General features: G+C 71.1%; 22 protein-coding genes. 16 read left to right on the top strand and 6 right to left on the bottom strand.

What is annotated here, in order from left to right; genetic code table 11:
* Positions 1-3: 3 nt before the first annotated feature.
* Positions 4-1,431, bottom strand: coding sequence for an alkaline phosphatase family protein (locus ACSHXC_RS02025; RefSeq protein WP_438289843.1), 1,428 nt, complete (start codon positions 1,429-1,431; stop codon positions 4-6).
* A 260-nt stretch (positions 1,432-1,691) separates the two neighbouring features.
* Between ACSHXC_RS02025 and ACSHXC_RS02020 the strand changes: the two genes are divergently transcribed.
* On the top strand, positions 1,692-2,528 hold the full coding sequence (locus ACSHXC_RS02020; RefSeq protein ID WP_438289842.1) for an enoyl-CoA hydratase/isomerase family protein: 837 nt from the start codon (positions 1,692-1,694) through the stop codon (positions 2,526-2,528).
* Between the two features lie 18 nt (positions 2,529-2,546).
* Here the strand turns inward: ACSHXC_RS02020 and ACSHXC_RS02015 are convergent, their stop codons facing one another.
* The gene (locus tag ACSHXC_RS02015; RefSeq protein ID WP_438289841.1) at positions 2,547-3,464 is read right to left on the bottom strand and encodes an SDR family oxidoreductase; all 918 of its coding nucleotides are present in this window, start codon (positions 3,462-3,464) and stop codon (positions 2,547-2,549) included.
* A 50-nt stretch (positions 3,465-3,514) separates the two neighbouring features.
* Positions 3,515-5,188 (bottom strand): eCIS core domain-containing protein, encoded by a 1,674-nt coding sequence (locus tag ACSHXC_RS02010; RefSeq protein WP_438296400.1) that lies wholly within the window; start codon positions 5,186-5,188, stop codon positions 3,515-3,517.
* A 398-nt stretch (positions 5,189-5,586) separates the two neighbouring features.
* On the opposite strand from ACSHXC_RS02010, the gene ACSHXC_RS02005 reads away from it, so the two are divergent.
* The 13 genes from ACSHXC_RS02005 to ACSHXC_RS01945 all read left to right on the top strand — a co-directional run bounded on the left by ACSHXC_RS02005 (position 5,587) and on the right by ACSHXC_RS01945 (position 17,259).
* Positions 5,587-6,555, top strand: a complete 969-nt coding sequence (locus ACSHXC_RS02005) for an NADPH:quinone oxidoreductase family protein (protein ID WP_438289840.1) — start codon at positions 5,587-5,589, stop codon at positions 6,553-6,555.
* Positions 6,552-7,733, top strand: coding sequence for an acyl-CoA dehydrogenase family protein (locus tag ACSHXC_RS02000; RefSeq protein ID WP_438289839.1), 1,182 nt, complete (start codon positions 6,552-6,554; stop codon positions 7,731-7,733). Before ACSHXC_RS02005 ends, ACSHXC_RS02000 begins: the two co-directional genes overlap by 4 nt.
* Complete coding sequence (locus ACSHXC_RS01995; protein WP_438289838.1) at positions 7,730-8,839, top strand: acyl-CoA dehydrogenase family protein; 1,110 nt, start codon at positions 7,730-7,732, stop codon at positions 8,837-8,839. The genes ACSHXC_RS02000 and ACSHXC_RS01995 overlap by 4 nt, the downstream gene beginning before the upstream one ends.
* 106 nt (positions 8,840-8,945) lie before the next feature.
* Positions 8,946-9,452, top strand: coding sequence for a DinB family protein (locus ACSHXC_RS01990; RefSeq protein WP_438289837.1), 507 nt, complete (start codon positions 8,946-8,948; stop codon positions 9,450-9,452).
* A gap of 145 nt (positions 9,453-9,597) precedes the next feature.
* On the top strand, positions 9,598-11,193 hold the full coding sequence (locus ACSHXC_RS01985; RefSeq protein WP_438289836.1) for an ABC transporter substrate-binding protein: 1,596 nt from the start codon (positions 9,598-9,600) through the stop codon (positions 11,191-11,193).
* Between the two features lie 23 nt (positions 11,194-11,216).
* The gene (locus ACSHXC_RS01980) at positions 11,217-12,182 is read left to right on the top strand and encodes an ABC transporter permease (RefSeq protein ID WP_438296398.1); all 966 of its coding nucleotides are present in this window, start codon (positions 11,217-11,219) and stop codon (positions 12,180-12,182) included.
* Complete coding sequence (locus tag ACSHXC_RS01975; RefSeq protein ID WP_438289835.1) at positions 12,175-13,044, top strand: ABC transporter permease; 870 nt, start codon at positions 12,175-12,177, stop codon at positions 13,042-13,044. The genes ACSHXC_RS01980 and ACSHXC_RS01975 overlap by 8 nt, the downstream gene beginning before the upstream one ends.
* Positions 13,041-14,009 carry an ABC transporter ATP-binding protein gene (locus ACSHXC_RS01970; RefSeq protein WP_438289834.1) on the top strand — a complete coding sequence of 323 codons (969 nt, stop codon included), beginning with the start codon at positions 13,041-13,043 and terminating at the stop codon, positions 14,007-14,009. Before ACSHXC_RS01975 ends, ACSHXC_RS01970 begins: the two co-directional genes overlap by 4 nt.
* The gene (locus ACSHXC_RS01965) at positions 14,002-14,661 is read left to right on the top strand and encodes an ABC transporter ATP-binding protein (protein ID WP_438289833.1); all 660 of its coding nucleotides are present in this window, start codon (positions 14,002-14,004) and stop codon (positions 14,659-14,661) included. Before ACSHXC_RS01970 ends, ACSHXC_RS01965 begins: the two co-directional genes overlap by 8 nt.
* Before the next feature lie 115 nt (positions 14,662-14,776).
* Entirely contained in the window at positions 14,777-15,631 is an 855-nt protein-coding gene (locus ACSHXC_RS01960) for a phosphatidylinositol-specific phospholipase C/glycerophosphodiester phosphodiesterase family protein (protein WP_438289832.1), read from the top strand.
* Between the two features lie 118 nt (positions 15,632-15,749).
* Positions 15,750-15,944 (top strand): hypothetical protein, encoded by a 195-nt coding sequence (locus ACSHXC_RS01955; protein WP_438289831.1) that lies wholly within the window; start codon positions 15,750-15,752, stop codon positions 15,942-15,944.
* Positions 15,941-17,116 (top strand): winged helix DNA-binding domain-containing protein, encoded by a 1,176-nt coding sequence (locus ACSHXC_RS01950; RefSeq protein WP_438289830.1) that lies wholly within the window; start codon positions 15,941-15,943, stop codon positions 17,114-17,116. The genes ACSHXC_RS01955 and ACSHXC_RS01950 overlap by 4 nt, the downstream gene beginning before the upstream one ends.
* Complete coding sequence (locus tag ACSHXC_RS01945) at positions 17,113-17,259, top strand: hypothetical protein (protein WP_438297096.1); 147 nt, start codon at positions 17,113-17,115, stop codon at positions 17,257-17,259. The genes ACSHXC_RS01950 and ACSHXC_RS01945 overlap by 4 nt, the downstream gene beginning before the upstream one ends.
* Positions 17,260-17,276: 17 nt before the next feature.
* On the opposite strand, the gene ACSHXC_RS01940 is transcribed toward ACSHXC_RS01945, so the two are convergent.
* Positions 17,277-17,624 carry a DUF779 domain-containing protein gene (locus tag ACSHXC_RS01940; RefSeq protein WP_438289829.1) on the bottom strand — a complete coding sequence of 116 codons (348 nt, stop codon included), beginning with the start codon at positions 17,622-17,624 and terminating at the stop codon, positions 17,277-17,279.
* Positions 17,625-17,874: 250 nt separating this feature from the next.
* On the opposite strand from ACSHXC_RS01940, the gene ACSHXC_RS01935 reads away from it, so the two are divergent.
* Positions 17,875-19,377 carry a carotenoid oxygenase family protein gene (locus tag ACSHXC_RS01935; RefSeq protein WP_438289828.1) on the top strand — a complete coding sequence of 501 codons (1,503 nt, stop codon included), beginning with the start codon at positions 17,875-17,877 and terminating at the stop codon, positions 19,375-19,377.
* 12 nt (positions 19,378-19,389) lie between these two features.
* On the opposite strand, the gene ACSHXC_RS01930 is transcribed toward ACSHXC_RS01935, so the two are convergent.
* Both ACSHXC_RS01930 and ACSHXC_RS01925 read right to left on the bottom strand, forming a co-directional pair.
* Positions 19,390-20,841, bottom strand: a complete 1,452-nt coding sequence (locus ACSHXC_RS01930; RefSeq protein WP_438296396.1) for an amino acid permease — start codon at positions 20,839-20,841, stop codon at positions 19,390-19,392.
* A 157-nt stretch (positions 20,842-20,998) separates the two neighbouring features.
* Complete coding sequence (locus ACSHXC_RS01925) at positions 20,999-21,955, bottom strand: hypothetical protein (RefSeq protein ID WP_438289827.1); 957 nt, start codon at positions 21,953-21,955, stop codon at positions 20,999-21,001.
* A 480-nt stretch (positions 21,956-22,435) separates the two neighbouring features.
* Between ACSHXC_RS01925 and ACSHXC_RS01920 the strand changes: the two genes are divergently transcribed.
* Complete coding sequence (locus ACSHXC_RS01920; RefSeq protein ID WP_438289826.1) at positions 22,436-24,643, top strand: RICIN domain-containing protein; 2,208 nt, start codon at positions 22,436-22,438, stop codon at positions 24,641-24,643.
* Positions 24,644-24,702 lie beyond the last annotated feature (59 nt).

Raw genomic sequence — 24,702 nt, 5'->3', positions numbered from 1 at the left:
GGGCTACACGTGCGGGCGGTGACCCGGCTCCTGCTTGGGGAAGTGCTGGGTCGCACCGGGCAGCGTCGGCTTCGGCAGCGTGGCCACCTCGCGCTTGGCCTCCTCCAGCTGCTCCGCCGTGTCGTCCGGCAGCTTCGGCGGCCGGGGCGAGGTGCTGCTGAACCGGAAGGCGGAGGTCAGGTCGCCGAAGGTGCGGCGACGCCACTGGCTGATGTTCGGCTCCTTGACCCCCGTGAAGTGCTCCAGGAAGCGCAGCGCCGAGGTGTGGTCGAAGGCCTCGCTCGCCACCCAACCACCCACGGTCCAGGGCGAGATGATGATGGCGGGCACCCGGAAGCCGCCGCCGATGGGCAGCCCGCCGATGAACTCGTCCGCGGTGCCCGCCTTCGGGGTCGGCGGCGCCACATGGTCGAACAGGCCGTCGTTCTCGTCGTAGTTGAGGATGAAGGCGGTCTTCGCCCACACCTTCGGGTTGGACGCGATGGCCTCGATCTTCTGCGCCACGAAGTCGGCCCCCGCGGCCGGCAGATAGTCGGGGTGCTCGGACTGGTAGCTCGTCGGCATGATCCAGGAGACCGCCGGGAGCCGGTCGTTCCGGGCGTCGTCCTCGAAGGTGCCCTCGGGCTGCGGGCGCACCCCGCGCTCGTACAGCGGAGAGCCCGGCTTGGCGTCCCGGAAGGCCTTGAACTGCTCCAGCACGTTGCAGCCGTAGTTGTCGTCCTGCTGGTAGACCTTCCAGCTGACCCCGGCCGCCTGGAGCCGCTCGGCGTACGTCGTCCAGCGGTACGGCGTGGGCGCGGAGTTGCTGATCACCGGGCCGCCCTTGGTGCCGCCCGGGTCGATGCTGGCCGTCATCCAGTACAGGCGGTTCGGCCAGGTCGGGCCGAAGACGGAGCAGAAGTAGTTGTCGCAGATGGTGAAGGTCTCCGCGAGCGCGAACTGGAACGGGATGTCCTCGCGCGTGTAATAGCCCATCACATAGGGCCCGTTGACGCCGTCCGCCTTGCGGTGCGCGGGCAGCCACCGGTCCATCTTGCCGCCGTTCCATGACTGGTGCTGCACGGCCCAGGCGTGGTTCGTGGACGGGATGGCCTGCGCGCTGGTGCTGTGCGTGTCCAGGTGGAACGGCAGCAGGTAGCCCCGCGGGTTCACGGAGTCGGGCTGGTAGAACACCGAACGCCCGTTGGGCAGCTTCAGGGCGCCCGGATCGCTGAACCCGCGCACGCCCGAGAGAGTGCCGAAGTAGTGGTCGAACGACCGGTTCTCCTGCATCAGCATGACGACGTGCTCGACGTCGCGCAGCGAGCCGTTGCGTGGCGGTCCGGCGGCGACGGCCTTCTGCACGCTGGGCGGCAGCAGGGACAGCGCTGCCGCGCCGCCGATGGCTCCGGCCGCCGATCCCAGCAGTCTGCGTCGTGTCAACTCGGCCATGAACGCCCCTTTCAGAGCTGTCGGTTGAGACCAGTGACGTGGACCTGCCAGTCAGTTTGCCGCTGTTGGGTGTGGGGCGGTGGTGGGAACCGATGAACACGCGCCCAACGAAGAGCAAGGGCTTGCCAAAGCGAAGGCCGGAGCATCACCCGGCCCGGGCGGCGCCCCCTCCCGCAGGGGTGCGCCATGCACGGAAGTCCCCTAGTCTCGACGTATTCGACATGTCTGACGGATAGTCAGCATAAAGAAAGGGAGAGGTGATGATCGACATCCTGGACCGGCGGGTCGCCGAGAGTGAGGAGCGGATCCGGCTCGACGTCACCGGCTCCGGCGTCGGCGTCCTCACCCTGTGCCGGCCGGACAAGCTCAACGGGTGGAGCTGGGAGTCGAGCCGCCAGCTGGGACTGCTCGCCGACCGCATCCGCTTCGACGAGTCGGTCAGGGTCGTGCTGCTGCGGGCCGAGGGCCGCGCCTTCTGTGCCGGAATCGACGTCACCGCCCCCGGTGGCGCCATCACCGGACGCTCCCCGGCCGAACGCACCCACCGCTACTACGAAGGCATCCGCTGGGTCCACGAGCGCTTCGCCGCCTTCGCAGGGCTGCCGCAGCCCGTGATCGCCGCCGTCCAGGGCTACTGCCTCGGCTTCGGCTTCGAGCTGGCCCTGATGGCCGACATCAGGATCGCCTCCGACGACGCCGTCTTCGCGCTGCCGGAGACCGGCCTCGGCGTGGCCGTCGACGCCGGAGGCGATCTGCGGATCGCGCGCGACGCGGGCGCCGGCTGGGCCAAACTGCTCGCACTCACCGGCCGCCGCATCGACGCCCCCACCGCCGAACGCATCGGAATCATCCAACAGATCGTCACCAAGGGGGAGTTGGGCAACACTGCCATGGATCTCGCGGCCGAGATCGCGGACAACGCGCCCCTGGCCGTCCGGTCCGTCAAGCGCAACATCGACGCCTTCGCCGACGCGGGGCTCGCCGCGGCCCTCGACCGTACGGCGCTGACCGCCGCCCTCACCCTCACCTCCGAGGACGCCCGCGAGGGCTACGCGGCCAAGGCCGACCGGCGCCCGCCCGCCTTCGACGGGAAGTGAACAGAGTCATGGGGTGCCCTACTCCCCGAACGGCCCGCGCCCCAGTTGTTCCCGCACGCTGCTCACCGGCGGCGTCACCAGCGCCCGGCGCTGCCAGTTCGCCCCGTCCACCACCAGCGTGTGACCGCTGATGAAGCGGGCGTAGGGGGAGGCGAGGAAGGTGGCCGCCCAGCCGAGCTCACGCGGCAGTCCCACCCGCAACGCGGGCTGGCGCAGGGCCAGTTCGCCGTCATCGGCGGCCCGGTCGAGGCCGGCCCGGATCGCCTCCGGCAGATCCGGGTGCGGCATCAGGCCGGGCACCAGGCCGTTGACCTGGATGCCGTACGGGCCCCACTCCACGGCCAGCGTCTCGACGAGATTGCGCACGCCCGCCTTCGCCGCCGCCGAATGGGCGTGACCCGGGCCGCCCGTCCAGGCGTACGAGGCGCCGATGCTGATCACCGAGCCGGGGGTACCGGCCGCGAGGTGGCGACGGGCGAACTCGCGGGTCATGAACCACGTTCCGGTCAAGGTGATGTCCAGGACCGCCCGCCAGGCGTTCGGCGACAAGTCCTCGGCCGGAGAGGGGAAGTTGGCGGCGGCGTTGTTCACCAGGACGGCCGGGACGCCGAGCGCCGCCTCGGCCGCGTCGAAGACCTCGGCGATCCGCTCCGGCTCCCTGATGTCGCACACCGCGGCCGCCACCCGCCCGCCGAACCCGGCCAGCTCCTGCTCGGCGGCTTTGAGCCGGTCCGCCGAGCGGCCCACGATCATGAGATCGGCGCCGAGCCGCGCGAACTCGGCGGCCATCGCCTTGCCGAGCCCCGACCCGCCCCCGGTCACCAGCACCAGGCTGCCCTCGTACGTCCCGGGCGGCAGCGCGCACGCGCCGAGCGGGGGAGGTGCGGGCAGCCCGGGGTGCGCGGGACGTGGGGGCCGTGCGGCGTCGTCCGTCATGGCGCATCCCTACCGGCTGCCGCGCCAAACCGCCATGGCCGTGCGGGGATTCAGGAGACGAGAACCTCCAGCCAGGGGCTCATCAGGACGCCCTGGGCGCCGTTCGGCTGGTTCTTGAGATTGCCCAGCGCCTGTTCCTGGTCCTGGGTGCCCGACGGCCAGAACGTGTAGCCGCCCTCCTGCGGGACCAGCGCCCAGTACTGATAGTGCGTCAGGGTGAGGTAGACCCGCTTCTGGATGTAGTCCAGGACCACCTTCACGTCGTGCACACCCCGGCTTCCCGCACCGGTGTACTCGGCGAAGCCGCGCGGAGCGGTTGCGGCGTTCTGCACCGACGAGCCGGCACCCGACTGCGAGGCCGTGGCGTAGTGGTTGTGCAGGGCCGTGGCATGGGCCGGAATCGCGTCGGCGTCGAAGCCGTTGGCCGGGAGCTTGCCGCTGTCGTCCTGGTGCCAGCTGCGCAGCGTGCCCGGGGCGGAGGGGCTCTTGTCCTTGCGCCGCTGCTGCTCGGGGGTGCGTTCGTCGACGACCACCGGAGAGCCTGCGTCCGCCTCCAGCTGGTAGCGCACATCGAAGATCAGGTTCAGCAGCGGGCGGGGCAGCAGGTTCTGGGCCTGCTGCCAGTCGAGCTGCTTGAGCGCCCGTTCGCCGTGGGTCCGCGGGCGCGGATCCCCTTCGACCGGGGCCGCGTGCGGACCGAGCTCCGCGGCCACCTGACGGTGCATGGTCTCCTCATCGGGCCAGCGCGGTTCCTCCAGCTGGTCCGCCGTCTTCCGCGAATGCGCGTACTGGTACCCCTTGTCGCCCTCCTGGCTGTACCGGGTCATCGAGTTCGGCACCGTGCCCACACCGGGGCCGGGGACGTGCCGGGTTCCCTCGACGGTGGAGGTGTAGTCGTCGAGGTACGCCTCCTCGCCCTGCAGGACGGTGTTCACGTCTGTCACCAGGGCGTCCATCTCGGCGCGCACCGCCACAGGGTCGGCGGTGGCGCTCTTCAGGCTGTTCACCAGGGCCTTCAGGGCGTTCGCGATCGGGCTGCCCTTGCCCTGCACCTTCGCGGCGCGCATCGCGTCGTCCCGGACCGCGAAGAAGAAGTACTCCTTGAGCTGAGGCAGCGTCAGGGCACCGCTGTCGAGACCCCGTTCGTACATCCCCGGGGTGATTCTGATGATCCGCTGCACCGCCGCCGTCTGCGGGGTCCCGGCCCGCGCACCCGCTCCGGCGGCAGCCGCGCCGTCCTGCGTGTGCTCCTGTCCGGCCCGCTGCACCGGCGCGCCGGACATCGCCCGCGTCGCGTTGGCCTCGGCTTCCCTCTCGAACCGGTCGGACGGGTCGGAGACCTTGAGTCCCGAGCCGTTGTCCGTGCCCGCGACCGGACCTTGCCGCTGCTGGATGACGTGGGTCAGTTCGTGGGCCAGGGTGTGCTTGTCGGCGCCGCCGTCGCCGATCACGACATGGCTGCCCGAGGTGTAAGCGCGGGCGCCGACCTCCGCCGCCGAGGCCCTGGCGGCGCTGTCGTTGTGGATGCGCACGTCCGAGAAGTCCGCGCCGAGCCGCGACTCCATGTCCGTACGGGTCGCGCTGTCGAGCGGTCGGCCGCCCGAGCGCAGCACGTCATGCACGGCGGAGCGCTGAACCGAGGCCTGCGTGTCCTGCTGGTGGCCGCAGCCTGCGCCGTGCTGGTGCCGCTCCTGCGCACTGGCGTGCCCGGCCTCGCGCAGCATCTGCACGACGGCCTTGTTTCCGGCACCGCTCTGGAGGGCGAGCAGGTTCTGGAGCGGTGTGCCACTCTCCGCCGATGGCCTGCGGGCGGAGGGGCGGCCGGCTTCTGATCCGGTCGTCCTGACGTGGTCGTGGTCGTGCAAGAGGGCCTCTTCCCGAGTGAAACGCGATCTCTTCCTGCTTAGCCGGTGAGTGACGGCCGAGGCCAGGGACGCAAGGGCAGAAAAGGCCCGGCCGAACGGGCAGGGCCAGTGGCAGGGGGGTATGTCCGCACATCGGGAGCGGGGCCGATCCGCCGGGCTGTTCCCAATAGGGCAAGCGACCGCTTAGTATGCCCGCGAGCAGTGGAACGTACTCAGCGGTACGCAGCCGTATCGCGCCCAGCGTGTGGAGGCCCCGAATGCAGGCATGGCGAGTGCACGAGAACGGCGAGCCGGGCGAGGTGATGCGGCTCGAAGAGGTGGACCGGCCCGTGCCGGGCCCGGGCCAGGTGCTGGTGAGGGTGCGCGCCGCGAACATCAACTTCCCGGACGCGCTGCTCTGCCGGGGCCAGTACCAGATCCGCCCGCCGCTTCCCTTCACGCCGGGCGTGGAGATCTGCGGTGAGACCGAGGACGGCCGCCGGGTGATCGCCAACCCGGCACTGCCGTACGGCGGGCTCGCCGAGTACGTCGTCGCCGACGAGGCGGCCCTGCTGCCCGCGCCCGAGGCCCTGGACGACGCCGAGGCCGCGGCCCTGCACATCGGCTACCAGACCGGCGTGTTCGGACTGCACCGCCGGGCCCATCTCCAGGAGGGCGAGACGCTGCTCGTGCACGCCGCCGCCGGGGGAGTGGGCAGCGCGGCCGTGCAGCTCGGCAAGGCTGCCGGGGCGCGTGTCATCGGTGTCGTCGGCGGACCCGAAAAGGCCGATGTGGCACGGGAGTTGGGGTGTGATCTGGTCATCGACCGGCGCACCGACGACATCGTGGCCGCCGTCAAGGAAGCCACCGGCGGGCGCGGCGCCGATGTCATCTTCGACCCGGTCGGCGGCGACGCGTACGCCAAGTCCGCCAAGTGCGTCGCCTTCGAGGGCCGGATCGTGATCGTCGGATTCGCGAGCGGATCCGTTCCCGCTCCCGCGCTCAACCACGCGCTGGTGAAGAACTACTCGATCGTCGGGCTGCACTGGGGCCTGTACGCGCAGAAGGACCCGGCCTCGATCGCGCGCTGCCACGAGCAGCTGACCAAGCTCGCCGCCGAGGGTGCGATCAAGCCGCTGATCAGCGAGCGGGTCCCGCTGAAGGACGCCGCTGCCGCCGTGCAGCGCGTCGCCGACGGCACGACCACCGGCCGCGTGGTCGTCGTACCGGACGGAGCCGCCCGATGACCGACGCTGCCGAACTCCGCACCCGTACCCGCGAGTTGCTCGCCGCGCACCCACCCGCCACCACCGAGCCCCTCGACTTCCTCAAGGCCCGCTTCGACGCCGGGCTCGCCTGGGTGCACTACCCGGTCGGCCTCGGCGGCCTCGACGTGCCGCGCTCGCTGCAGGCCGTCGTCGACGCCGAGCTCGCCGCCGCCGGAGCGCCCGACAACGACCCCCGCCGGATCGGCATCGGCCTCGGCATGGCCGCGCCGACCGTCCTCAAGTACGGCACCGAGGAGCAGAAGCGGCGCTTCCTGCGCCCGCTGTGGGTGGGCGAGGAGGTCTGGTGCCAGCTGTTCAGCGAGCCCGGCGCGGGCTCCGACCTCGCGGCGCTCGGTACCCGTGCCGTACGCGACGGAGACGGCTGGGTGGTCGACGGGCAGAAGGTGTGGACGTCCAGCGCCCACCTCGCCCGCTGGGCCATCCTCATCGCCCGCACCGACCCGGGCCTGCCCAAGCACCAGGGCATCAGCTACTTCATCTGCGACATGACCGACCCCGGGGTCGAGGTGCGGCCGCTGCGCCAGATCACCGGCGAGGCCGAGTTCAACGAGGTGTTCCTCACCGGTGTGCGCATTCCCGACGCCCACCGGCTCGGGGAGATCGGTGAGGGCTGGAAGGTCGCCCAGACCACCCTCATGAACGAGCGGGTCTCCATCGGCGGCATGCGCATCCCGCGCGAGGGCGGCATGATCGGCCCCGTCGCCCGCGCCTGGCGCGACCGGCCCGAGCTGCGCACCCACGATCTGCACCAGCGCCTGCTCACCCTGTGGGTCGAGGCCGAGGTCGCCCGCCTCACCGGCGAGCGGCTGCGCCAGCAGCTCGTCGCGGGCCAGCCCGGTCCCGAGGGCTCCGGCATGAAGCTCGCGTTCGCCCGGCTCAACCAGGAGATCAGCGGCCTGGAGGTCGAACTCCTGGGCCAGGACGGCCTGTTGTATTCGGACTGGACCATGCGCCGGCCCGAACTCGTCGACTTCACCGGCCGCGACGCCGGATACCGCTACCTCCGCTCGAAGGGCAACTCCATCGAGGGCGGCACGAGCGAAGTGCTCCTGAACATCGTCGCCGAACGCGTCCTCGGCCTGCCCGCCGAGCCGCGCAACGACAAGGACGTCGCCTGGAAGGACCTGGCCCGATGACAGCGCAGACCGAGGCGGAAGCCACCCCTGACCTGCTGTACTCGGAGGACGAGGACGACCTCAGGGCGGCCGTGCGCTCCCTGCTCGCCGACCGCACCGACACCCCGTCCGCGCTCGCCCGCGCCGAGTCGGACACCCCGTACGACCCGGAGCTGTGGCGCTCGCTCGGCGCCGGGATGGACCTCGCGGGGCTGCTCGTCCCCGAGAAGCTCGGCGGACAGGGCGCCTCGCACCGCGAGGCCGCGGTCGTCCTGGAGGAGATCGGCCGCGCGGTGGCGCCGGTGCCGTACCTCACCAGTGCCGTCGTCGCCACCGAGGTCCTCCTCGCGCTGGATCCCGAAGCGGACGAAGTCGCCTCCCTGCTGGGGGAGTTGGCGTCCGGGCACCGGACCGCGGCCCTCGTCGTGCCGTTCTCGGCGGGCCCGCACTCGGTGCGGCTGCCCGAAAGGCTCGCCGGGACCGTCAGCGCCGTCGCCGACGCGGCCACCGCCGACGTGCTGCTCGTGCCGACCGGCGAGGGCCTGTACGCCGTCGACGCCACCGATGTCGCGGTCACCCCGCTCACCCCGCTCGACCTGACCCGCCCGCTGGCCGCCGTCACCCTCGACGGCGTCACCGGCACGCGGCTCGCCGACGCGGAGACGGCGCTCGCCGCCGTGCGCCGGGGCCTGCTGGCCGGGGCCGGGCTGCTCGCCTCCGAGCAACTGGGCGTCGCCGAGTGGTGCCTGACCGAGACGGTGACGTACACCCGCGAGCGCAAGCAGTTCAACCGGCCGGTCGGCTCCTTCCAGGCGCTCAAGCACCGGATGGCGCAGCTCTGGCTGGAGGTCGTCTCGGCGCGGGCCGCCGCCCGCAATGCGGCCGACGCGCTCGCCACCGGCAGCCCCGACGCGCCGCTCGCGGTGGCGGTCGCCCAGGCGTACTGCGCCCGGGTCGCCGTGCACGCCGCCGAGGAGTGCGTGCAACTGCACGGCGGCATCGGCATGACGTGGGAGCACCCGGCCCACCTCTACCTGAAGCGCGCCAAGTCGGCGCAGATCGCGCTCGGTTCGGCCGGGGAGCACCGGTCGGCGATCGCCGAACTGGTCGATCTTCAGGCACCCTGACGGCGAGCCGGGTGTTCGCCCGTCCGCAGGAGGGCGGGGGAACACCCGGCAGTCCACCCTGCGGACGGCGAGCACCGGCTCCCTCGCGCCTTGGCATCATCGGCCGATGAGTGATCAGCAGCGCACCGAACCCGCCAAGACGGCCGACGACCGCACCTCGCTGACCGCGTTCCTCGACCACCAGCGTGAAACCCTCGCCTGGAAGTGCGCCGGCCTGAGTGCGGAACAGCTCAAACGGAAGGCCGTGCCGACCTCGGGGCTCACCCTGCTCGGCCTGGTCCGGCACGCCGTCGAGGTCGAGCGGAGCTGGTTCCGGCTGGTCCTGAACGGCGAGCGGCTCACGTCCTACTGGCCCCGCACCGCCGACGGCGAGTTCGGCGAGTTCCATGTCGCGGACGCCGACGTCGACGAGGCGTTCGCCGCCTGGCGGGCCGCGTGCGAGGACTCCCGGTCCGCGGCCGACGCCTTCAACTCCCTTGACGACACAGTGGAGTTCCGTAGTGAGACCATCTCGCTGCGCTACATCCTCACGCACATGATCGAGGAGTACGCCCGCCACAACGGTCACGCCGATCTGCTCCGCGAGGCCATCGACGGCGCGACCGGCGAGTAGCCGCCCCCGCCCCCATTTGTTACGGCCCCCGTCCGCGTCACCCGCGCGGACCGGGGCCGACCGCTTTTGACCACTCCTTTGCATGCGGGTTTAATTGCGATTTGTTCGCAATAGCAGTTGATCTTCAGCAAGGGGTGTGGGCCGCATGACCGCCCGTTCCATACGTGCCGCGGCCGCCGCGGTACTGGCCGGGGCTCTCGCCGTCGGCACGGCCGCCTGCTCCCATCCGGGTGGTGGGGCGGCCGGGGGCGGCAAGAAGGACTCCGCGGTCGTCGGCATCGCCTACGAGCCCGAGACGCTCAGCCCGCTCCTCGGCTACGGCAAGGACGGCAACTCCAAGCTCTTCGACGGGCTGCTCACCTTCGACGCCGACATGAAGTTGCGGCCCGCCCTCGCCACCGCGCTGCCTGAGGTGAGCGCGGACCGGCTGACCTACACATACAAGCTGCGGCAGGGCGTGAAGTTCAGCGACGGCAAGCCGTTCTCGGCCAAGGACGTCGTGTTCACCTACACGAAGATCCTCGACCCGAAGACCAACAACCCGTCCAAGGGCGAGCTCGACGCGGTGAAGTCCGTCGAGGCCAAGGGCGACGACACGGTGGTCTTCACCCTCAAGTACCCCTACGCCCCGTTCGCCGAGCGGACCGTGCTGCCCGTCGTCCCCGAACACGTCGCGGCCCAGCAGGACGTCAACTCGGGCGCCTTCTCCAGCGCGCCCGTCGGCACCGGCCCGTACACGCTCACCAAGTGGTCGAAGGGCGAGAAGATCACCTTCTCGGCGAACCCCTCCTACTGGGGCGGCGCGCCCGCCGTGAAGAAGTTCACGATGGCGATCACCAAGGACGACGACGTCCGCGCGACCCGGCTGCGCGCCGGCGACCTCGACGGCGCGATCCTGCCGCCCAACCTCGCCAAGACGTTCAAGGGGGACGGGGGCAAGAAGACGTACGCCGCGAAGACGTACGACTACCGCAACGTCACCCTGCCCACCGGCAACAAGGTCGCCGGTGACACCGCGGTGCGCCAGGCTCTCGACCTCGCCGTCGACCGCACGGCCATGGTCGACCGCATCCTGGAAGGCGCGGGCAAGCCGGCCTACGGCCCGGTGCCGACCGGCAGCCCGTGGTTCGCCGCCGGCACCGAGCGCGCCCACGACCTCGGCAAGGCCCAGAAGATCCTCGACGACGCGGGCTGGAAGCCGGGCGCCGACGGCATCCGCGAGAAGGACGGCGTCAAGGCCGCCTTCCCGCTCTGGTACCTCTCCGGCGACAAGCTCCGCCAGGACCACGCCCTCGCGTTCGCCTCCGACGCCAAGAAGGCGGGCATCGCCGTCACCACCCAGTCCGGCACCTGGGAGGTCATCGAGCCCCGCATGAAGCAGGACGCGGTCCTCGCGGGCGGCGGCTCGCCCGGCGACCCCGACTTCGACCAGTACAACCTGCTCAAGTCCTCGCTCGCGGGCGACGGCTTCAACAACATGGCCTCGTACGCCAACGACACCGTCGACAGGGCCCTGGAGGATGCCCGCAAGAGCGGCGACCAGGCCGTCCGCAAGACCGCGTACGACACCATTCAGCGCGAGCTCGTGAAGAACCCGGGCTACACCTTCCTCACCCACATCGACCACCTGTACGTCGTCAACGACAAGTGGGCCGGTCTTTCCACGCAGGTCGAACCGCACGACCACGGGCTCGCGTCCGGCCCCTGGTGGGACGTCGAGAAGTGGACCCCGAAGAAGTGAGCCGCCGCCTCCCGTGGGGGGCGATGGGCCGCATGACGGGGCGGCGGATCCTGTCCGCCGCCCCCGTCCTGCTCGCCGTCACCTTCGGCGTCTTCGCCGTCGCCGCCGCATCCCCCTTCGACCCCGTCAAGGCGTACGCGGGAACCGCCGGACTCACCGCCTCCCAGGCCGAGTTGGACCAGCTGCGCGCCAACCTCGGCGTGGACCAGCCGCTCGTCCAGCGCTGGTGGGAATGGCTGACCTCGGCCCTCACCGGCGACCTCGGCGACTCCAGCGTGCTGCGCCAGCCCGTCGCCGACGTCATCGCCGAACGCATCGGCTGGTCGGCGCTGCTCGCCACCGCAGCGTTCGCCGTCGCGATCCTGCTCGGCACCGCGTTCGGCGTGCTCGCCGCGCGCCGCCGCGGCGGCTGGCTCGACCGCTGCGTCAGCTCCGCCGCCTACACCCTCGAAGCCGCCCCCGCCTTCTGGCTCGGCCTGCTCGCCATCTGGTTCTTCGCGCTCAAACTCGGCACGCTGCCGGCCGGGGGCCTCACCGACACCGCGAGCGACACGGTCACCTCCGGCCAGGTCATCAGCCACCTCCTGCTCCCGGCAGGCGTGCTCGGCCTGTCCCAACTGCCCTGGTTCTTCCTGTACGTACGCCAAGGCGTCGGCGACGCGCTGGACGAGGACCCGGTGCGCGGGGCGCGGGCCCGCGGCCTCGCCGAACGCACCGTCCTGACGGGCCACGCCCTGCGCTCCGGCATGCTCCCCATGCTGACCCTGATCGGCTCCCGCGTCCCCGAACTGATCACCGGCGCGCTGCTCGTCGAGACGGTCTTCAGCTGGCCCGGCATCGCCGCCGCCACCGTGCAGGCCGCGACCTCCGTCGACTTCCCGCTGCTCGCCGCCCTCACGGTGCTCGCGACCGCCGCCGTCCTCCTCGGCAACCTGCTCTCCGACCTCCTGTACGGGCTCGCCGACCCGAGGGTGGGATTCGATGGCTGACGCCCGCCCGAGCCCGCAGAAAAAGGCCCTTGGCCGGTCCACCCGCACCCTGCGGGTCCGCACCTCGGTGATCATCATGGCCGTCGTCGTGCTCGCCGTCGTCCTTGTGCCGCCCCTGGCCCAGCTCGACGAACAGGCCGTGGACCTCGCTCAGAAGCTCCGACCCCCGTCCTGGGCCCACCCGTTCGGCACCGACGACGTGGGCCGCGACCTGCTGCTCCGCTGTGTGTACGGCCTGCGCGTTTCGCTGCTGGTGGGCGCCGTCGCCGCGCTCGCCGCAACCCTCATCGGCACGGCGGTCGGCGCGGTCGCCGGGGCCTTCGGCGGCTGGACCGACCGGGTCGTCATGCGGCTCGTCGACACCTGCTCGTCCGTACCGCACCTGCTGCTCGGCATCTTCGTCGTGGCGATGTTCCGCCCCGGAGTGTGGCCGGTCGTGGTGTCGGTCGCGCTGACGCACTGGCTGTCGACGGCCCGCATCGTCCGCTCCGAGATCCTGTCGCTGCGCTCGCGCCCGTTCATCGACGCGGCGATCTCGGGCGGCGCCTCGCGGTGGCGGGTGACGGTCCGTCATCTGCTGCCCGGTGTGTTGCCGCAGGCCGGTCTTGCCGCCGTTCTCATGGTGCCGCACGCCATGTGGCACGAGTCCGCCCTGTCCTTCCTGGGCCTCGGTCTGCCCGCCCACCAGGCCAGCCTCGGCAACCTCGTCCAGAGCGCGCGCGGCTCGCTGCTCGCGGGGGACTGGTGGCCGACCCTGTTCCCAGGGCTCCTCCTGATCCTGCCGACGCTCGCCGTCGCGGGCCTGGCCGGAGCCTGGCGCGAACGGCTCAGTCCGCGCCGTCGATCGGAGCTGATGCTGTGACCACCGGGACCGTCAACGCGACCCTGTCCGTACGGAACCTCTCCGTACGCTTCCGGACGCGGGGCGGCGGGCACATCGCCGCCGTCACCGATGCCTCCTTCGACCTGGCGGCGGGGGAGTGCCTCGCGCTCGTCGGCGAGAGCGGCTGCGGAAAGTCCGTGCTCGCCTCCGCGCTGCTCGGCCTGCTGCCCGCCAACGCCGAATCCGAGGGTGCGGCGCTGCTCGACGACGGCACGGACCTGATCACCGCCGACGAGCGGCTGCTCGCCCGCACGGTACGGGGCCGGCGCATCGGCCTCGTACCGCAGAGCCCGGCCGCTCATCTGACCCCCGTGCGCACCGTGCACAGTCAACTGGCCGAGACTGTAAGGGAGTTGACGCCTGTCCCGCGCAAGGAGCTGCGCGCCGCCGCGCAGGCCGCTGCCGGGCGGGCCGCCTTCCCGGCGGACCACCTCGACCGCTACCCGCACGAACTGTCCGGCGGGCTCGCCCAGCGCGCGGCGACCGCCCTCGCCCTCGTCGGCGACGCACCCCTGCTGCTCGCCGACGAGCCGACGACGGGGCTCGACCGCGCACTGGTCGAGCGCACGGCCGACGAACTGCGCCGCACCGTGGACGAGGGCCGCGCCCTGCTGATGATCACGCACGACCTCGCGGCGGCCGCCCGGATCGCGGACCGGGTCGCCGTGATGTACGCCGGGCGGATCGTCGAACTCGCCGACGCCACCAGGTTCTTCGGCGAGCCGGGTCCCCTTCACCCGTACGCTCGTGGTCTGCTCGATGCCCTGCCGGAACGGTCCTTCCAGCCCATCCCCGGTATGCCGCCGGAACTGGGGGACCTCCCGGCGGGGTGCGCGTTCGCACCCCGCTGCGACCTGGCCGACGCGCTCTGCGGCACCCAGCCGCGGTTCGACGGCCGAGCCGCCTGCCACCACGCCCACACGGAGGACCCCAGCCGTGCTTGAGCTCAGCAACATCACAGCCGGCTACGAGCGGGGCAAGCCCGTCGTACGCGATGTGAGCCTGGCCGTGTCCCGCGGCGAGGCGGTCGGCCTGCTCGGCCCCAGCGGCTGCGGCAAGTCCACCCTGGCCAGGGTCGCCGCCCTGCTGCACCGCCCCGACGCCGGGACGGTCGTCCTGGACGGCACCGCCGTCACCGACTACCGCCACCGCGCCCCGCGCGCCCTGCGCACCACCGTGGGCGTCGTCTTCCAGTCGCCCCGGCTCTCCGCCGACCCGAGACTGCGGCTGCGCGACCTGATCGCCGAGCCGTTGAAGGCGACCGGCCGGCGGATCGAGATCCGCGAGCGCGTGGACGCGCTGGCCCACGCGGTCGGCCTCGGCGGCGACCTCTTGACCCGCAGCGCCCACGAGGTCAGCGACGGACAGCTCCAACGGGCCTGCCTGGCGCGGGCGTTGGTGCTGCGCCCGCGCCTGCTGATCTGCGACGAGATGACCGCGATGCTGGACGCCTCGACGACGGCCGCGCTGGTCGCGGCGGTCGAGAACTACCGCCGCGAGACGCAGGCGTCCTTGCTGGCCGTCGGCCACGACCAGGTCCTCCTCGACCGCTGGTGCGACCGCACGGTCAGCTGGGAAGCCTCGCCGCCGACCTGACCGGCGCGCGACGGCGAGGCGAAGGACCGGCCAACTCTGTGCAGCCGAACGCAAGTTGAGAGCGGGCGGACGCATACTCGGTCGCGTCCGTCCCTCGTTCCCCGGGAGCGCACCCATGGCCCACCTCACCCGCCGCAGTGCCGTCGCCGCCCTCGCCGCGGCCGTCGCCGTGCCCGCCCTGGCCGGCACCGCCCGCGCGGCCGGGCACCCCTCCGGCCCCAGCCCCCTGCGCAGAACCCACGCGCACAACGACTACGAGCACACCCACCCCCTCTTCGACGCCCTCGCGCACGGCTTCACCAGCGTCGAGGCCGACATCTTCCTCGTCGACGGTCAGCTCCTGGTCGGCCACGACCCGAGCGAGCTCGACCCGAGCCGCACCCTCGAATCCCTCTACCTCGACCCGCTGCGCAAGCTGATCCGGGCCAACCACGGCTCGGTGTACCGCGGTTATCGCCATCCGCTCCAGCTGCTCATCGACATCAAGACCGAGGGCGCGGCCACCTACCTCGAACTCGACCGGCACCTCGGCCCGTACCGCCACCTCTTCAGCTCGTACGCGCACGGCCGGGTGCGCACCAGCGCCATCACCGCGGTCGTCTCCGGCGACCGGGGCGCCCGCACGCCCATGGAGGCGCAGCAGGTGCGGTACGCCTTCTACGACGGGCGGCTCGACGACCTCGGGACGGCCGCCACCGCCTCCTTCATCCCGCTGATCAGCGAGGCCTGGACCGGCCACTTCACCTGGACCGGCGCCGGACCCTTCCCCGCCGCCGAACGCGCCCTGCTGCGTGACCTGGTGGCCCGCACCCACGCGGGCCGCCAGCGGCTGAGGTTCTGGGCGACCCCGGACGTCGCCGGGCCCGAACGCGACGCCCTGTGGCGCGAGCTGTACGCCGCCGGGATCGACTGGTTCAACACCGACGACCTCGCCGGACTCGAAGCCTTCCTCCGCGCCCACGGCGAGTAGCGGGATCACGCGCAGTCAACACCCGTACGGCGGACATGTCTTGAGCCGGTGAACAGTGCCTCCTCCGCCACACTGACGCCCGAGTGCCGCGATTCCGGCGCGGCGGAGGAGGCTCGTCATGGCTGTGTCGATCTCGGTGGTCCTGTTGCTGGTGGTGCTCGCGGTGATCTTCCTGCGGAGCGGCGGGCTCAAGCCCTCGCACGCGATCGTCTGCACCCTGCTCGGTTTCTTCCTGGCCGGTACGAGCATGGCGACCTCCATCCAGGACGGCCTCAACGCGACGGCAGGTGTGGTCGGTAGCCTCAAGCCATGACCAAGGCCCGCAGGAAGATCACCGCCGAGGAGCGGCGCGCCCGCCTCGGCGCCCGCCACCTACTCACCCCCGCTGCCCGCGCACGTACCCCGGAGGCGGTCGCCGAGGCGGTGCTCGGCCTGCACGCCACGGATCCCGCGTCCGTGTACCTCAGCGTCGCCGCCCGGCTGAAGGACCCCTCCGTGGCGGACCTGGAGCGCGCGCTGTACGAGGACCACACGCTGGTCCGGATGCTGTGCATGCGGCGCACCATGTTCGTGGTGCCGCGTGAGCTCGCCCCCGTCGTGGACGCGTCGACCGCCCGCGCGGTGGCGGCCCGCGAACGCAGGAACCTCGCCAAGGTCATCCAGGAACAGCTCGGTTTCGACGAACGCTGGTTCGCCGCGACCGAGGCCGCCGTGCTGGCCGCGCTCGAGCGGCGCGGCGAGGCCACCGCAGCCCAACTCGCCGACGACGTACCCGACTTGAAGTCGCAGATCGTCCAGTCCGAGGGCAAGCCGTACGAGGCCCGGCCCCGCATCACCAGCCGATTCCTCGGCATGATGGCCGCCGAGAGCCGCATCCGGCGCGGCCGGCCGCTCGGCACGTGGGCCTCCAGCCAGTACCGCTGGATCCCCGCCGAACCGCACCCCGACCTGCCCGTCGACGAGGCCAAGGCGGAGCTCGCGGTGCGGTACCTGACGGTGTTCGGGCCCGCCACCACGGAGGACGTCAAGTGGTGGACGGGGTGGACGCTGACCGACACCCGCAAGGCCCTTGCCCGCACCGACGCGGTCGAGGTCGACCTCGACGCCGGTCCGGGGCACGCGCTGCCCGCCCACCTCGAACCCCCTGCCGAGCCCGAGCCCTGGGCGGCGCTCCTACCCGCCCTCGACCCCACCCCGATGGGCTGGCGGCATCGTGACTGGTACCTCGATGCCGATCACACGACCGAGCTCTTCGACACGAACGGGAACATCGGGCCGAGTGTGTGGTGGAACGGGCGGGTTGTGGGTGGGTGGGCCCAGCGGGGTGACGGGTCGATCGTCACGGAGGTCCTTGCGGGGGCGCGGGTGGGGCGGGAGGCGCGGGCGGCGATCGAGGCCGAGGCGGAGCGGGTTGCCGCGTTCTTCGGCTCTGTGCGCATCAAACCGAGCTTCCGGACCCCACTTGAGCGGCGGCTTGCTCAGTGACCCTTGGGGGGTCGGCTTTCGGGTGTGAGCCCGGAACCGGCCCCGCGTACGACAACAACTGGGCGCCGATCACCACCAGCCCCGACGGCCCCGCGTACATAGGTGTCATCAACGGCATCGTGGCCGTACGCGACCGGGGCTGAGGTCCCGGCGGCGGGTCTCAGATCAGCCGCGACCGGATGAGGAACCGCACCCCTTCCGGCGCTTCGAGCGAGAACCCGCTGCCCCGGCCCTCCACCACGTCGACGATCAGCCGGGTGTGCCGCCAGAGCTCGTACTGGCTCGTCGACATCCAGAACGGTATGCGTTCGTCGACACCTTCCACCGCGAGGGAGGCGAGCAGAACGTCCGAGCCGCCGGTACGGAACTCGCCCTCCGGGTAGCACATCGGCGCGCTGCCGTCACAGCAGCCGCCCGACTGATGGAACATCAGCGGACCGTGCGTCGAGCGCAGCTTGCGGATCAACTCGATGGCCGCGACGGTGAGTTCGACTGTTCGTGAGTCCATTGTCGCCGGTGTCGGTTCCGGTTGGTCTGCGGGCGTCATCGTCTCCCTCGCTCCTACGGGCCATGGTGCGCGATCCGGCAGTCACACCTCACCATGCGGGTGGTTGCAAGCGGGTTGCAACCACCTGGCACCCGGGGGCCTGGCACCACCTCTGTCCGGGCCCCAGGCCTCCTGACCCGGCCCCGGCTTCTGCCCCAGGATCGTGAGCGACAGATCCGTACGGCGAGAACAGAAGGCAGGGGGCTCGGCGATGACCGTTCACACTCGGCGGAACGTGCTGCGGGGCACGGCGGCGATCGCGCTGGCGGGAGGGGCGATGGCGCTGGGTGGCAGGCCGGCGGCAGCCATGGCCCCGGCTGCCTCCGCGGCCCCGGGCGGCAGCCCCTTCTTCGAAGGCGTCTTCGCGCCGGTGACGGAAGAGCTGACGGCGTTCTCGCTGCCCGTCACCGGCCGCATCCCGCGCGAGCTGAACGGCCGTTATCTGCGCAACGGGCCCAACGCCTTCGGCATCGAGGACCCGCGGGCCCACCACTGGATGATCGGCCCCGGCATGGTGCACGGCGTCCGCCTCAGGAACGGCCGCGCCGAGTGGTACCGCAACCGCTGGATCCGCTCGGCCGCCGTCGCCGAGAAACTGAGGGAGAAGCACCCGGGGCCGGTGCCCGAGGACGACTTCGCCTGCAACACCCATGTGATCCCGTACAAGGGACGCATCCTCGCGACGCAGGAGAGCGGGCCGCTGCCGTACGAGCTCGACGGCGAGCTCGACACGCTGCGCCCGTACGACTTCCGGGGCACGCTGCGCGGGGCCTTCGCCGCGCACACCAAGTACGACGCCCACGCGGACGAGCTGCACGCCATCGCGTACTACCCGACCTGGGACCACGTCCGCCACATCGTCGTGGACCGCACCGGGCGGGTGGCCAGGACGACCCGGATCCCCATGCCCGCCGGCTCGATGGTGCACGACTTCGGGCTCACCGAACGGCATGTCGTCGTCATCGACATCCCGGTCTCCTTCGATCCGGAGGCGGCCCGGAGCGGCGCGCCCGTGCCGTATGTGTGGGACGACCATCATGCGGCGCGGGTCGGGGTCATGCCGCGCGAGGGCGGTCCGGTCCGCTGGTTCGACGTGGACCCCGTCTTCTACTCGCACACGCTCAACGCGTACGACGAGGGGGCGGCGGTGATCATGGACCTCACTACCTACCCCGCCGCCTTCTTCGTCGCCGGGCGCGGCTCCGGTGGCCCGGCCGCGACCGGGACGCCCGCGCTCGACCGCTGGACGATCGACCTGGAGCACGGCCGTGTCCACCAGCGGCGGATCGACGACCGGCCCCAGGAGTTCCCACGCGTCAACGAGGCGACGGTGTCCAGGCGCCACCGGTACGGCTACTCCGCGGCCGCCGCCGACTTCTTCGCCGCGTACGAGACGGTCGACGGGGTGCCGCCGGACAAGGCGTTCAGCAGCGCCCTGATCAAGCAGGACCTGCTGCGCGGCACCTCCGAGGTGCACCGGCTGCCGAAGGCGGCGGCCGCGGGCGAAGCCGTGTTCGTGCCCCGCGACACGGACGGCCACAAGGCGGCCGAGGACGACGGATACGCGCTCGCCTACGTCCACAACCCGGAGCGGGGTGCGAGCGACCTGGTGATCCTGGCCGCTCAGGACTTCACCGGCGAGCCGGTCGCCCGCATCCATCTGCCGGGCCGGGTACCCCTTGGTTTCCACGGCAGTTGGGTACCCGACGCCTGATATGACGCTGCGTCAGATGAGGTCCATCGCCGCCACCTCGTCGGGGCTGCCGTAGCTGACCGGCCCCTGGAAGCGCCGACGGGCGGTGGCGAACCACCAGACGGTGGCGATGAGCAGGACCGCGCCCAGGGCGATCGGCGCGTAGTTGAAGTTGTCGGAGGTGATGGGGGAGGCCTGGGGCAGCATGAACAGCACGCTGCTGAGCCCGATCCAGACCACGGCGATCGCCGCCACCGGCTTGCCGAAGCGCCCCAGGTTCCAGGGGCCGGGCTCGAAGTGGCTCAGCCGCAGCCGCAGGAAGATGGGCACCCCGTACGCCAGGTACAGGCCGACCACGTTGACGCTGACGATGGCGGTGAAGGCGGTGTGCGACCACAAGGCCGGAATGATCAGCACGAGCGCACAGGCCGCGGCGAGCCACACCGCCTTCACGGGCGTGCGGGTGCGCAGCGACACCGAGTGCCACCAGCGCGACCCCGGCATCGCCCCGTCCCGCGAAAAGGCGAAGATCTGGCGGGTGTTGCTGGTCATGTTGGCCAGGCCGCAGAACAGCATGGCCCCGATCACGATCAGCAGGAGCAGCTTGGCGGTGCCCGCGCCGAGCGCGTCGACAAGGATCTGCACGGGCGGCGCCGACGCCTGGAGCTCGGCCTCGTAGTCGCGGATCGCGTACACCAGGGCGAGCATGAGGACGAGGCCGGCGAGCGCCGAGTAGATGATCGCGCGCATGATGCCCTTGGGCGTGTTCACGGTGGCCTTCACCGTCTCCTCGGACATATGGAAGCTGCCGTCGAAGCCGGTGAACGTCCAGCTCGTGACGAGGAGGCCCAGCATCGCGGCGTACAGGCCGTTGCTGAACCCGGTGCCGTTGACGAAGTGCGTCGCGAACGAGGCCGGCTGGTGCGAGGAGGGCTTCACGGTCAGGGCGACGACGATCACCACCATGCCGACCAGGAGCCACCACACGGAGATCCGGTTCACCAGGGCGACCAGCTGCACGGTGTAGGTGTTGGCGAGCGCCTGGACCAGCAGGATCGCCGTCGCGATGCCGACCGTCTGCTGCTGCGTGGGCTCGTACGACGACCACTGCATCCCGATGAACGCCTGGATGAAGGTGGCGGCGGCGTAGTTGGTCGCGGCCGTGCCGCCGACCTGGCCGACGAAGTTCAGCCACCCCGTGTACCAGGACCAGGCGCCACGATGACGCTTGGCGAGCTTGCCCGCGGAGAAGTACAGGGCGCCGCTGGTCGGGTAGGCGGACGCGATTTCGCCCATCGCGGCGCCCACGAACAGCACCATGACCGAGACGCCGATCCAGCCGAAGACGAGAATACGGGGACCGCCCGCACCCATTCCGAAACCGAATGCGGAGAAGATTCCGGAGATGATGTTGATGATGGTGAAGGATATGGCGAAATTGTCGAAGGCGTGAAATCTCCGGGTGAGTTTCCGCGGATATCCCATCGCGTGGAGCGTGGCATCGTCGTCGAGTGCCACGGATGATTCCCGGTCTCGGATCGGCGAGCGGGTGCGGGACGTGCGCTCGGACACAGTGGCAACCTTTCCTTGGGGGTGAAAAGACGCGTAGGCCGCGCGGGCGGGTCTGGGGGGGCGGTCGTGGTCAGGCCGGGGCGGGGGTCGGGAGTCCGCAGGACCTCCTGGCCCTGGTCAGCTGTTCCCCGGGATCGCCGAACGCGCTCCAGGGCATGCGTGAGGCGTACGGACCCATGGCCGTGAGGACTTCCCGCGCTTCGAATTCACGCTTCGCCATGAATAGGGCGTGCGCCAGATAAGCCAGATCGAGAACAGGCGTGAAACGGTAACTGGCCGTCTGGGGAAACCAGTTGTGGTAAATGCCGAGGATGGTCGCGGCCCATTGCGGCTGTTGCCAGGTGTGGTCCGCGAGGAGGACGTTCGGGTCGTAGTCCTCGACGAGGGCGACCAACGGCAGGAGCCGCAGCGCGGAGGTGGCGGGCGCACGGTGGCTGAGGAACGAGGCGACGTCCCACCGGGCGCTCGCCGAGCCGCCGTGACGCGTGAAGAAGCAGGCCAGAAACCGGTGATGGGCCTCGCGGTGCCAGGGGTCGAGCCGCAGCACATGGGCGAACATCTGCCAGGGGCCGGGCGGCGCGGTGAGCAGTCCCCGCGGGGCGGGATCGCGGGGCCCGTCGATGCGGGCCAGGGCCAGTTGGGCCACCCACGGGGTCGGGTCCTGGGGCAGCAGGCGCGCCGCCCGCATACAGGCCGCCTGAGCTATGCGCAGCAGGGCATCGGCCCGCGCGTCCCCGGCGTCGGCCATGCGCAGTGCGCGGATCATCGCCACGCGCGCTCCCAACAGGGCTGCTTCCGGGCCGGGTTCCTCGGCCATCCAGCGTTCCGCGAGGTCCGAGTCGGCCGCTTCCGAGGCCAGCACGAGGGACCGGTGGGCCCTCAACTCGTAGTCCCCGCGCGTCTCTTCGAGGACGTTGTGGGCGCCGAGGTAGCGCCCCGCCCGGACGTCCGTGCACGCGCGTGCCAGCTCGCGATCGTCGGCCGCCGGATGCCACACATAGTGTCCCTCGAACGAGCCGGCAGCCACGATCCTCTCCCCGTCCCCGCAGACGACGCCCTGCGCCCTACGAATTCCAGCCATGCGGAATTACGCCGGAGTCCGAGCTCTTACGCAGGTTCACCGACAGCGATCCACACCTTACTCATCCTTTAGGAGTATCGAAACTCGCCGCCCGGAATATCTGGTTCCGTGGCCTTTGGGGATGTCGCGGAGCGGGTTGAGGAGCTCATATCCATTGGCTTTGAGTCAGTTTCCGGTGGCGCATTCCTGCTGTTGTCGCGAGTGGGTATGTATTCGGCATATTCGGGGGTGCGGCTGCCGCCTCCGTGGTACGGCCCGCGCCGGGGTGCGGCGCCCGCCGACCGTGGCCGCGGCCCGACGAAAGTCCAAGTCCGGCCGACGGATGTCCGTGGACGGTGTGCCGCGTGGTGCACAGACTGCCCACCACGCGGTCGGCCCCGCCGCCGGCGAGCACCGTTCACCGCTCCCACACCAGAAGGAGTGCCCGTGTCCTCCCCCACCTTCAGAGCCGTCGCGGCCGCTGCCGGCGCCGCGGTTCTGGCCCTTGCCGCCGCGGCGGTGCCGCCCGCGGCGGCCGCGTCCCCGGACGCCACGTACACGATCAGCGTCGGATCCCCCGTGCCGTACGCGCACCCGACGGACACCCCCGCCTCGGCCTATGTCGACAAGGACGGCACCTTCTACTTTCAGCAGTCCGCCGCTCTGTACGGCGCGAAGGACCCCCGGTACTGGGACTTCTTCACAGGCACCGACATGGACAGCGCCTCGCGGTCGAGCGCGATCAGCGACGCGGTGAACCCGGCCAACGCCAGCGACAAGAACAACGACACCACCTATCGCTGCAACAACAGCCCGACCGGCCTGGAGGCGACGTACGCGGTCGGCAACGCGGGCTATTCGCAGAAGAACTACTGCGACCTGTCGGGGGTGTGGGTCGACCCGGACACCGGTGACTGGTACGGGCTCGTGCACAACGAGTTCACCCCGGCACCGTTCAACGACGGCATCCACTTCGACGCGATCGACTACGCGGTCTCGAAGGACCAGGGCAAGACCTGGACCGTCAAGGACCACGCGATCACCTCGCCGTACAGCACCAAGCGCGGCGACACCACGCAGTTCCCGCACGAGACGTACTCCTACGGCGACGGCGACCAGCGGCTGTTCGTCGACACCGCGTCGGGCTACTTCTACGTCTATTACGGCTCGCGGATCGTCGCGAAGGGCGGCAACTGGGAGGACAGCCTCGCTCATGTCGCCCGGGCGCCCATCTCCTCGAAGATGGCCCGGGGCTCCTGGCAGAAGTGGTACGACGGCCACTGGTCGCAGCCGGGCGTGGGCGGCCTGGAGAGCAACATGGTGCCGGCCGACGGTGCCGGCTCCACCGGGTACACACCGGTCGCGGGTGACTACAACCCCGCCAACGCGGGCACCGTGAGCCAGCAGATCGCCGCGGGTCAACTGCCCACGAAATCACCGCTGTTCGTCATGAACATCACCTACAACGCCTACCTGGGCCTGTACATCGGCGAGCCCGAGGCGGTGAACGGGACGGCGCCGCAGCGCTTCTACGCCACCGACGACCTCGCGAGCCAGAAGTGGCACCTGATCGGCGACACCGGCAGCTACACCAACAACTCCTGGTACCGCTGGTTCCTCGACGGCGCGAACCGCACCAACTCCACCATCGTCGGCAAGACCTTCAGGTCGTACTGCTCCATCGAATGCCAGGGCGGCGCCGGCGGCGAGTACGTGGACGTCACGATCGGTTCATCGGCGCCCGCCGCACCCCCGGTCGACGTCACCAAGTCGTACCGGATCGGCAGCGGCGACGGCCGGGTCCTCGCCCAGGTACCGGGCGGCTCGTCGACGACCTCGGGTGCGGGGGCCACCGGATCCGCCCTGGAATCCTGGGTGTTCACGGCCGACGGCGACGGTTCGTACCGCATCGCCAACGCCTCCACCGGGCAGCTCCTGGGCGTCCCCTCCACCTCCAAGGCCGGACGGGCCTGGGGCGCCAGGCCGACTGTCGCCACCGCCGGGTCGGGCGGCCCCACCGTCGGCCAGCAGTGGTTCATCGTCCCCGTCACCTCCACCGGGTCATATCGCCTGGTCAACCGGTACAGCGGCCTCGTGCTCGGCCTGTCCGCGCAGGCCGGCCGGCTCGCCGAGACCACGCCCACCCGCAGCTGGACCGACACCACGGGCAGCGCGGTCGGCGGCGCCCGCAGCGCGGCGGAGCAGACCCTGATCCTCACCCCCACCGGCTCCGCGACCGGTGGGTCCCTGGACGGCACCCACACTCTGGTGGCCTCGGGCAAGTCGCTCGACGATCCGGGCCACTCGACGACCCAGGGCACCCAGCTCATCACCTGGAGCCCCAACGGAGGGGCCAACCAGAACTGGGTCTTCACCCGGCAGTCCGACGGCAGCTACCAGATCGCCAACGGCGAGTCGAAGCTGTGCGTCGACGTCAGCGACAGCTCCAGTGCGGCCGGGGCGAAGGTCATCCAGTGGGCCTGCACCGGCGGCGCCAACCAGCACTGGGCGGTCACCGCCCTGGCCGGTGGCGGATACACGATCAAGTCCACATCCAGCGGACTGCTGCTCACCACAGCCTCCACCAGCGACGGGGCACCGGTCGCCCAGCAGCCCGACACCGGCTCCGCGCTCCAGCGCTGGGCCATCGGCTGAGCGGGCGGCCCGGTCGTCGCCGCAGGGGAGCGACGACCGGGCCGCCCACCAGGAAGGGG

This window comes from Streptomyces sp. HUAS TT7, assembly GCF_051550175.1.
Classification (GTDB): Bacteria; Actinomycetota; Actinomycetes; order Streptomycetales; family Streptomycetaceae; genus Streptomyces.
Note: the sequence above shows the minus strand (reverse complement) of the source record. Positions and strands in the feature narration are given on the sequence as shown.

What these genes read in the sequence shown, in the direction of transcription:
- ACSHXC_RS01985 (WP_438289836.1), top strand. Translation starts at nt 9,598, where the DNA reads ATGACCGCCCGTTCCATACGTGCCGCGGCCGCCGCGGTACTGGCCGGG.
- ACSHXC_RS01940 (WP_438289829.1), bottom strand. Translation starts at nt 17,624, where the DNA reads ATGGACTCACGAACAGTCGAACTCACCGTCGCGGCCATCGAGTTGATC.
- ACSHXC_RS01935 (WP_438289828.1), top strand. Translation starts at nt 17,875, where the DNA reads ATGACCGTTCACACTCGGCGGAACGTGCTGCGGGGCACGGCGGCGATC.
- ACSHXC_RS01995 (WP_438289838.1), top strand. Translation starts at nt 7,730, where the DNA reads ATGACAGCGCAGACCGAGGCGGAAGCCACCCCTGACCTGCTGTACTCG.
- ACSHXC_RS01960 (WP_438289832.1), top strand. Translation starts at nt 14,777, where the DNA reads ATGGCCCACCTCACCCGCCGCAGTGCCGTCGCCGCCCTCGCCGCGGCC.
- ACSHXC_RS02020 (WP_438289842.1), top strand. Translation starts at nt 1,692, where the DNA reads ATGATCGACATCCTGGACCGGCGGGTCGCCGAGAGTGAGGAGCGGATC.
- ACSHXC_RS02000 (WP_438289839.1), top strand. Translation starts at nt 6,552, where the DNA reads ATGACCGACGCTGCCGAACTCCGCACCCGTACCCGCGAGTTGCTCGCC.
- ACSHXC_RS02025 (WP_438289843.1), bottom strand. Translation starts at nt 1,431, where the DNA reads ATGGCCGAGTTGACACGACGCAGACTGCTGGGATCGGCGGCCGGAGCC.
- ACSHXC_RS02005 (WP_438289840.1), top strand. Translation starts at nt 5,587, where the DNA reads ATGCAGGCATGGCGAGTGCACGAGAACGGCGAGCCGGGCGAGGTGATG.
- ACSHXC_RS01990 (WP_438289837.1), top strand. Translation starts at nt 8,946, where the DNA reads ATGAGTGATCAGCAGCGCACCGAACCCGCCAAGACGGCCGACGACCGC.
- ACSHXC_RS01975 (WP_438289835.1), top strand. Translation starts at nt 12,175, where the DNA reads ATGGCTGACGCCCGCCCGAGCCCGCAGAAAAAGGCCCTTGGCCGGTCC.
- ACSHXC_RS02015 (WP_438289841.1), bottom strand. Translation starts at nt 3,464, where the DNA reads ATGACGGACGACGCCGCACGGCCCCCACGTCCCGCGCACCCCGGGCTG.
- ACSHXC_RS01950 (WP_438289830.1), top strand. Translation starts at nt 15,941, where the DNA reads ATGACCAAGGCCCGCAGGAAGATCACCGCCGAGGAGCGGCGCGCCCGC.
- ACSHXC_RS01955 (WP_438289831.1), top strand. Translation starts at nt 15,750, where the DNA reads ATGGCTGTGTCGATCTCGGTGGTCCTGTTGCTGGTGGTGCTCGCGGTG.
- ACSHXC_RS01930 (WP_438296396.1), bottom strand. Translation starts at nt 20,841, where the DNA reads ATGGGATATCCGCGGAAACTCACCCGGAGATTTCACGCCTTCGACAAT.
- ACSHXC_RS02010 (WP_438296400.1), bottom strand. Translation starts at nt 5,188, where the DNA reads ATGCTGCGCGAGGCCGGGCACGCCAGTGCGCAGGAGCGGCACCAGCAC.
- ACSHXC_RS01980 (WP_438296398.1), top strand. Translation starts at nt 11,217, where the DNA reads ATGGGCCGCATGACGGGGCGGCGGATCCTGTCCGCCGCCCCCGTCCTG.